The sequence below is a fragment of the Adhaeribacter sp. genome (assembly GCF_057359045.1).
On sequence record NZ_JBMQUD010000091.1, the window covers coordinates 1 to 9,038 of the forward strand.

The window sequence follows — 9,038 nt, forward strand, 5'->3', positions numbered from 1 at the left end:
AATGGATGTATACGGCAAGCTGCACTACAGCCAAGTAGTAGAAGTAAAAGAAAGCAATCCGGTCTTTGCCGTGCCGGCTAGTGTAACGGCTAACCTGAAAAACATGGCCCTGGTGCGTATCAGTGGTGTAAACAACCACCTCATTCTGAATGCTAAAATATTGGTGAAGTAAAAACAGCAATTAAATATTGGTTGTAGGTTTTAAGCTTAAAATCTTAATTTTCTTTTTTGACCCCAGCCCTGGCAAACGCTTTCATCGCTAAAAAAATTAGCGGAAAGGGTTTGCCAGGGCTGGCTTGCATAAGTAATATTAACGGTATTCTTGGCTTTTAAGTAAAATTATCATTCATATTTCCGGTAGCAGGTTATCGCCTTAAAATACACGGCAATTTGTATTATTCATTCTGGTATAAATTACTTCATAATCATCAAATGCCAGGAAATGCAAACATGCTTCTGCCGGTAATATCTGGTGCTAATAAATAAAGTTATATTGTGCTGTAAAAGGTGGATTGGTTTGTATTCCGTGTATCAGGCGGTTTACTTACGTTTTTTGCTTCAATAGTAAAGTTTGTCGGCGTGTTTCTTATGTTCGTCGGGTAAATAATACTGTTTGTCGAACAAGGGAAATAGAAGAAGGTAAGCCTATTATATTTGTAAAGTTATATTTTGATTGAATGGGCTAAAGGCGGTGTTGAAATAATTATATGGGAGTTCTTGGGTTGAAATATACGGATTGATAGTTTAATACTAATCATGGAATTGTCTTTAACTTATTTTTTTGTATAATTTTTATCTAAATGCAATTAGCCTCCTATGTATAATTCTACACCTTTATTAAAATTTAAATTATTTTTAACTAAGTCTTGGCTAGATAATTTAGTAATTAACCAATGGTTTTTATTAAAAAGAGCTTCAATCTTATTGGCGGTATTTATTATAACTTCGGGTAATGCTGCCGGACAAGCAGCCCAGGCAGTTAGTGAAGTAATAACCGACTTTGAAGGTTACTGGCGTAGTTCGGCTACGGCTATAAATACTATTAAGCCTAACAACAGTCATAACCTGTTAGCTTTTACCTATAAAGGCAACACCTATTCTACGGGCGTAAACAATAAAACACTTTCTTTAAGAGGTATCAATTTTAATCCAACTACTTTTGTGGGTTTACCGGTAACTGCTGTTCCGGGTACAGTAACTTCCACTACTAAAATTGGTTTGGGCGCTATGTACGATGGCGTTGCTGCAGGGCCCAGTAATCCGGCGCCAGCTAACAATATTCCTTATTACCTGACCGATGGTTTAAATGGATTAGATTTAGGTACCTGTGTGGCCAATTTACCGGTAGGAACTTTAACTTTTTCTATAAACAATTTATCGTCGCAGGCTATTGGCGATGGAGTGCCGGATATTCTGGTAACCCAGGTAGCAGATCCTTCTGGCTCTAACTTTGACCGGTATACTTTTACCGATGCGAATGGCATACAAGTAGGTACTGCTTTGGATATAGTTTTTACAAATATTAGCCCGGTAGGTCAGTGGCTCGCCGATTTTTATGAAGCAAATACCAATCCCATGACTTTAGCGAGTAGTTTTATCAATGGGTCAAGAGATATCCGGTTATGGGCCGCCGATTTTAGTGATTTTGGTATTACCAGCAGTAATATTGCAAATATCCGTAATTTCCAGATCAGGCTTTCTGGGGTAAGCGACGTAGCTTTTGTAGCGCATAATAACTCTTCGTTTACTTCAGCAAATCCATCGCCGGGTATTGTATTGCCCGTAAGTCTTACCCAGTTTAACGGTAAAGAACAAAGCGGTAAAACCCTTCTTACCTGGCAAACTGCCTCCGAAAAAAATAACCATTATTTTGCCGTAGAAACCAGCACCAATGGCAAAAACTTTTGGGAATTAGCAACCGTAGCCGGGGCTGGCAATAGTACCAGCCGCGTAAACTACCAATATACGCACCATACGCCCGTAGCGGGCGGTAATTACTATCGTTTAAAACAAGTTGATTTTAATGGTACAACTACTTACAGTAGCCTGATTTTTGTTAAAAACCAAATGGCTCCAACGGGTATTGGACTTTTTCCGAACCCGGCTAACGAGGCCGTTGTAGTAACGCATGAGCTGGCAACCGGCCAGGAATTGTTACAAGTATTGGATGTAATGGGCAAAGTTTGGTTGCAAATCAATCCTGAAGTTGGTGCTAAAAATACCCGCTTAGATTTAAAAAGATTAGCCAAGGGGTATTACCAGGTAATATACCATCAGCCTACTGGCGTAAAATATACCCGTAAACTTATAATGGAGTAAAATCCAGAAGTAAATTAACAAGCAATATTATATCAAAAAATATCTAACCTTTAACACCAATAATTAAATTAGAAGTACAGCAAACCCGGTAGGTTTTACACCTGCCGGGTTTAATTATGAAAAATGCTTTAGGCGATATATTATAATAAGTAGATTGGGTAAAACCACGGACCTTAAAACCAGAATAAATTTTTAATAAGAAAGCTGCCGGGCTGGAAAATTAATTATTTATCTTTATTATTAAGCATTGCCGCTTGCCGGCCCCAAAAGCTTAATAATCCAATCTATAAAAATACATGAAAAAAACATTTATCTGGGTGGCTGGTTTAGCGGCAACCCTGGCCGGCGTTTCCGGTTTTATTGCCATCCCCCAAAAAACAAATCCATGCCTTGCCGCAACTACTTTACCAGCTAATGCCAACCTGGTTTTACCATCCGGTTTTTCGGCTAGCATTGTGGCCGATGATTTGGGTGCTGTCCGGCACATGGTAGTAAATAAAAGCGGTGATATTTACGCCAAATTGGCTAAACTAAAAGATGGCAAAGGTTTAATTCATTTGCGCGATACTGATAAAAACGGCACCTGGGATCAGAAAACAACCTTTGCCGATTACCCGGGTACCGGCATTGCTATTAAAAACGGCTACTTGTATTCGGCTTCTAACACGGGGGTTTACCGCTACCTGCTTAATGCCAAAGAAGAAGTAATGCAGCCCGGAAAGCCCGAAGAAATTGTAAAAGGACTGGTAGCCAAAACCCGGGACGTTTCTAAATCAATCACCCTCGATAACAAAGGCAATATTTACGTTACCGTGGGTTCTTATTCTGATGCCTGCCGGCAAGACGATTCTGGTAAAGGTATGATGCCGTGCACGCTTTTAGATTCGGTGGCCGGCATCTGGCAGTTTAAAGTAGATAAAACCGGGCAGAGTTATGGCAACGCTGTGCGCTACGCCACGGGTCTTAAAAATGTGGTAGGCCTGGATTGGAATAGCCGTACCAATTCTTTGTTTGCTTTACAACACGGCCGGGGCCCATTTCACGATAAGTTTCCGCAATATTATACGGCCCAGCACACCCTGGATTTGCCCGCCGAAACCATGTACGAGATAAAAGCTCCCGGTGCCGATGGTGGCTGGCCTTATATTTATTACGACCATAAACAACATAAAAAAATACTGGCGCCGGAATACGGCGGCGACGGCAAGAAAACCGGCGGCGAAAAAGCCCTCGATCCCATTGTTGCTTTTCCGGCGCACCTGGGGCCCAATGCTATGCTTTTTTATACCGGCACCATGTTCCCCGAAAAATACCGCAACGGCGCGTTTATTGCTTTTCATGGCAAATCTACGGAGCTGCAGAAAGGCTATTTGGTAGCTTTTGTACCATTTAAAAACGGTAAACCTGCCGGCGACTGGGAAATTTTTGCAGATAATTTTGCGGGCGTAGACCTGGTGCAGCCCACTGGCCCTATTCAGCACCGGCCGTGTGGTTTGGCCCAGGGACCGGATGGCGCCCTTTACGTTTCCGATGATTTAAAAGGTACCATTTACCGGATAGCTTACAGTCCGCAAAAGAATAATTCAGCTAAAAGATAGTTTTGTAAGTTATTATTAGCTGTAATCTGCGCTTTTAGTACGAAAATATTTCAAAATAAAGAGATAATCCCTTGTTCAATATCAAAAAGACCCGTTAGTAACTTCTAACGGGCCTTTTTCATTTCCTCGGATGAACAGTTTGCCTAACCGGAAATTAGTTTTGGTTATTACTGTTTTAACCGGACTAAAAGTTATGCCTGCTGCTAAAAAGCTTAAGGTTTTCTTTTGCTGGATTTGACGAGCAGCAGCAGCAGCAGCAGCAGGGCTACAATTTAGGGCAGCATGGTGTAATCGGGGAAGTTACCCGGCAACTTTTCGTGAGCTGGCCCTTGCGTAACCGCGTAGACTAAATATTTGCCGCCTACAAAACAACCTTTCCAGCTTTGGCCCAATCCGCCAAAAGTTTCTTCGCGGTCGCCGCGGCTTCTTACTTTATTTACACCCACTTTAAAAGAACGCAACTCCGAAGCAACCCGGTCGGCTACTACTTTGTTGTTCGTCGCAATCGACGAAACCAGGTTACCGTTAGAAACATTCATTTCGGTGATCATTTCATCTACACTATCTACTACCAAAATAGTATCTAAGGGGCCAAAGGGTTCGTTGTAATATAAGTGGCTGCTCCTGGATACATTGAGCAAGGTAGCCGGGGCAAAATAAGCCGATATATCCTGGTTAGGCGTAAACATACTTTCGTCGAGTTCGCCTTTGTATAAGCCAATGGCGCCTTTAGATAGGGCATCGCCGTAATAACCCCGTAATTCTTCTACTTTAGCGGTATTAATCAGCGGGCCCAGATCTAACTTAGGAAGTTCGGTTGCGCCTTCTTCTACTAATAAAGGGTTGCCTACTTTTAAAGATTTAATGGCCGGAATGTAAGAGTCCAGGAATTTAGGGAATAATTCGCGCTGAACCACCCACCGCACGTAAGCTGTACACCGCTGTTTGCCGTACTCAAACCCTTTTTTTATTTGCCCGGCCAGGTCTTCCCAGTTTTCAAAATCCCAGATACCGTAGGCGTTTACACCTTCCATTTCCAGCATGTGCCGTTTGTGGGTGTCTAATAAACTTAAGGCAATGCCGCGGCCGTGGCTTTTGCCCCCTACGTAAGAAAGCGCCGATACCTCCTGGCAGTGAATAAGCGCATCGCTTAACTCGCCGCCCGAGCCGCTGATAAGTGAAACCGGAATACCTGCCCGCCGCGCCAACGCACAAGCCACCGATAAGGAAAATAAGCCACCATCAGTAGGGGTTTTGGCAATTACCGAGTTACCGGCCAGAGCTTGCACCAGCATGGCGTGCATCAGTACACTCATCGGGTAGTTCCACGAAGCAATATTGCTAATCAGGCCCAGCGGTTTTCGGCCGGCTACCATTTCTTCAATATTATCGAGGTACCATTCAACCCCGGTTATACAGCGGTCTACACTAACCATCGACTGGTGGTAAGGTTTGCCAATTTCCCAGGTAAGCAGGTAAGCAATTAACTGGCTGTTTTCCCGGATTAAGTCCAGGCAGGTTTTAATCTTATCCCGCCGATTGTCTAAGCTTACTTTTTGCCAGGTATCAAACTCGGCAGCGGCGGCTTTAACGGCCAAGTAACCTTCGTGCAGGCTAAGCATGGGCAGCTTGCCTAACTCGGTGCCATCTATGCTGGAAAAATAAGGTTTGCCGCGGCCCGGGTTTTTCCATTCGCCGGCAATTAAATTTAAAATTCTGCCTTCGTTATCAAAAATTTCGGGCGTAACGCTTTTAATCTTATTCAGCAGAACAGACCATTCTGCCTCGGGTAAAATTATTTTAGCCATAATTTAAATGCTTTTCTACTGGTATTGCTTACAGTTAATTAGGTTGAATATTTAAAAAATTTAAATCTAGTTAAAGCGGCGCCAAGGTAGGCTATTTTTAGGATAATTAAAGGTCATTTTGTTTTTCGGTTACATTAAGTTTACTGTGGTGCCGGCTATACAAGAAATACACCACCAAACCAATGGCCAGCCAGCCTAACAGCCGGTACCAGGTATGTATGTTCAGGCCGGCCATCATGGCCAGGCAAACAATAATACCCAAAATAGGTACTAAAGGCACCAGCGGCGTCCGGAAAGGACGGGGACGGTCGGGTTCGTGTACCCGCATGTACCAAACACCCCCGCACACAATTACAAAAGCGAGCAACGTACCAATAGAAGTCATTTCGCCTAACTGGGCAATGGGCAAAGCGCCCGCCGTAATGGCGCAAACTACCCCAATAAGAATAGAACTAATATAAGGCGTTTGAAAACGCGGGTGCACTTTTCCAAAGAAAGGCGGAATTAGGCCGTCGCGGGACATAGAAAAGAAAATACGGGGCTGGCCCAACAACATTACCAGCATAACCGAACTTAAACCAGCAATGGCCCCAATTTTTATCAGGTCGCTGAGAATGTTGTAACCGGTTGCCTCAATACCCAAAGCAATAGGCTCGGCCACGTTTAGTTTGCGGTAGTCTACCAAGCCCGTCAGAATGCCCGAAACCAGGATGTAAAGAATGGTACAAATTACCAGCGAACCCAAAATACCAATAGGCATGTCGCGTTGCGGGTTTTTAGCTTCCTGGGCCGCCGTACTTACCGCATCAAAACCAATGTAAGCAAAAAATATTACCCCGGCTGCCCGCAAAATACCACTCCAGCCATAATGGCCAAACTCGCCGGTATTATCCGGTACAAACGGGGTCCAGTTGTCGGCCGCCAATGCCGGGTTCCGGAAAATAAAATAACCTCCGGCCAGAATAAATGCGAGCACTACAAATAATTTAATGAATACAATAAAGTTATTAAACTTAGCCGATTCCTGGATACCAATAACCAGGATAACGGTAATTAACAACAAAGCGCTGGCGGCAACCAGGTTAAAAACCCCGGTGGCGTGGGGCAGGGTGGCAATATTCAGGCCCTGGCTGGCATAAGTTTGCGTAAGCTGATCGGTTATTTGTACCCAGGCTTTTGTATGTGGGTCTTGCACCAGTTCTATGCCGGGGGCATTCCACCACATCGGGTTTATATTAATGCCTAAATCCCGCAAAAAACTAACCACGTACCCGCTCCAGCCTACGGCAACCGTAGCCGCCCCAAACATATATTCCAGAATTAAGTCCCAGCCAATAATCCAGGCAACCAGTTCGCCGAGGGTGGCATAGCCGTAAGTATACGCCGAGCCGGCAATCGGAATCATGGAGGCAAATTCGGCGTAGCAAAGGCCGGCAAAAGCACAACCAATACCCGCAATAATAAAAGAAATAACCAAACCCGGACCGGCAAACTGCGCCGCGGCACTTCCGGTTAAAACAAATATACCGGTACCAATAATAGCCCCAATTCCCAGCATAATCAGGTTAGTAGCCGATAAGGTACGCTTAAGCGAATGCCCACCATGCCCATCGCTTTGGCCGCCTTCAGCTTCCTGAATTAGTTTATTAATAGATTTTTTGGCAAATAATTTTGTAGCCATCAGATTTTTCTCTGTAATTTTTTGAATGTTAAGACTTAAATAATACTAATCGGTTTTATTTATGTAAATAGTTGGTCTGTAGCAGGTTGGGTTTTAATAAAATATAGCAGTTTTTATAAAGGAATAAAAATTAGCTTATAAGCCAGTGTATATAATATACACCGGCCATATTCAGGCAAAAAGCTGCAAGTATATATTAAATTAAAGTTGTTGGTTTTCTTAAAACAATACGCGCCTAAGGGGTTTGGCGCACCAGCTACCCATTGTAGTAACCTGGTTCTAAATTATAAAGCTGGAAAAAAGCAGGTGGTTACCACGTGGCTTTCAGGCTGGTCATAATTTATTCGCAACAGCTATTGCAAAAGGCGTTACGGCCCGTTGGGTAAAATCCGGAAGAAATAAATACCATGGCAACGAAAGGCTGTTAATGGAAACCGCACCCGGGTTTTGATGGGTAATAAAATAAAGCTGAATAGTAAAAGCAAAGGCAAAACAAAAACTTCCTTTTCAAAAAGAATACCGCAATCAGAAGCATGGATTGTTTGGGCTTCGGTAAAATATAAGTTTAGCTTGCCTGCCGTATTCTGATGAGTAACAGCAGTTGCGTGATATAACCGGCCGTCCGATTTTTCTACGGCAAAACGCAGGTTAGCAGAAACCAGGTATAGCAAGGCTAGGGCAAATAGAAAAAGCTGGATTCTAGCAGAGGTATTGCCGGTAAGTTTCATACAAAACAAATATAGCAGTTATCTTTATTCTCGATTTTTTTACTTTAATAAAATTTAAAGAATAATGTATTCTTTTCCGGAAAAGGTGTTCAAATGAAGGTTGCTTAAACCAATTTTATTCAAGAACCCACACTTTAGAACAGGGGTAAGGGAATAATTTTATTCTTTTTAATACGATAGAAAGCGCTAAAAACTGGCTGCATTTTTTCAGGATTAGAATAGAGTTTCCCATTTTAAGGAAATTACTTACCTTTGCAGCCAAAATGTCATTAACTTCAACAGTAAAGCTTGGTCAAATCTTTCGGCATCTGACAATTGTTGTAGTTCTTTGCGCGTTTTTGTTTGCCGGAAATTGTTTTTTTAATGATCCGGTATTTTCTTCTGCGGTAGCTTACTCCCCAACGTTTAAAGCCGATAAGCGCATTAAACCGGGTCAACAGCATTCAGAAAACGCTACTTTATCGGCGGGTAAGCAAAAAAAAATGCTCGAAGCCACGCTACCACACTTTCAGGTTGCTTTTCCGCAATCACTAGTAGCATTTCAGCCGGCGGGTTTAGTAATAGTATTTATTCCTTTCCGCCAAGCTTTTACGCAATTTATTCCCCGCGCTTCCGGTTGTAGCCTTACGGCCCGTTTTTTTCTTTCCAGTATTCAGCCCAACGCTCCTTAATTTTAGCATTAATAATAAGCAGGTTCCTGTTTGCAGTTGTTAATATTCCGGACATTTTAAGTATTAAACATAAACGGAATAGTAGGTTAACCAGCAGCAGGAGGTTTTAGCAGTAAGCATATTTTGCTGCGTTTGCATTTATTTTAACGGGTAATTTTACCTGTTTAATTGTATTATTACTTAGCTGTAAGAAAATATTATATGACACATGTTCCTCAACTGATTGTTGATCT

General features: G+C 42.6%; 6 protein-coding genes. 3 read left to right on the plus strand and 3 right to left on the minus strand.

Annotated elements, in window-relative coordinates:
- Positions 1-924: 924 nt before the first annotated feature.
- Together ACO1R6_RS14435 and ACO1R6_RS14440 are read left to right on the plus strand one after the other, a co-directional pair.
- Positions 925-2,319, plus strand: a complete 1,395-nt coding sequence (locus ACO1R6_RS14435) for a T9SS type A sorting domain-containing protein (protein ID WP_486265600.1) — start codon at positions 925-927, stop codon at positions 2,317-2,319.
- Between the two features lie 296 nt (positions 2,320-2,615).
- Complete coding sequence (locus ACO1R6_RS14440) at positions 2,616-3,917, plus strand: PQQ-dependent sugar dehydrogenase (protein ID WP_486265601.1); 1,302 nt, start codon at positions 2,616-2,618, stop codon at positions 3,915-3,917.
- A gap of 272 nt (positions 3,918-4,189) precedes the next feature.
- Here ACO1R6_RS14440 and ACO1R6_RS14445 read toward each other — a convergent pair whose 3' ends face one another.
- From ACO1R6_RS14445 to ACO1R6_RS14455, 3 genes are all read right to left on the minus strand, one after another.
- Positions 4,190-5,725, minus strand: coding sequence for an aldehyde dehydrogenase family protein (locus tag ACO1R6_RS14445; RefSeq protein WP_486265602.1), 1,536 nt, complete (start codon positions 5,723-5,725; stop codon positions 4,190-4,192).
- Positions 5,726-5,831: 106 nt separating this feature from the next.
- Positions 5,832-7,406, minus strand: a complete 1,575-nt coding sequence (locus ACO1R6_RS14450) for an amino acid permease (protein WP_486265603.1) — start codon at positions 7,404-7,406, stop codon at positions 5,832-5,834.
- Positions 7,407-7,774: 368 nt separating this feature from the next.
- Entirely contained in the window at positions 7,775-8,134 is a 360-nt protein-coding gene (locus ACO1R6_RS14455; RefSeq protein WP_486265604.1) for a hypothetical protein, read from the minus strand.
- Between the two features lie 338 nt (positions 8,135-8,472).
- Between ACO1R6_RS14455 and ACO1R6_RS14460 the strand changes: the two genes are divergently transcribed.
- Positions 8,473-8,805, plus strand: a complete 333-nt coding sequence (locus tag ACO1R6_RS14460) for a hypothetical protein (protein WP_486265605.1) — start codon at positions 8,473-8,475, stop codon at positions 8,803-8,805.
- Positions 8,806-9,038 lie beyond the last annotated feature (233 nt).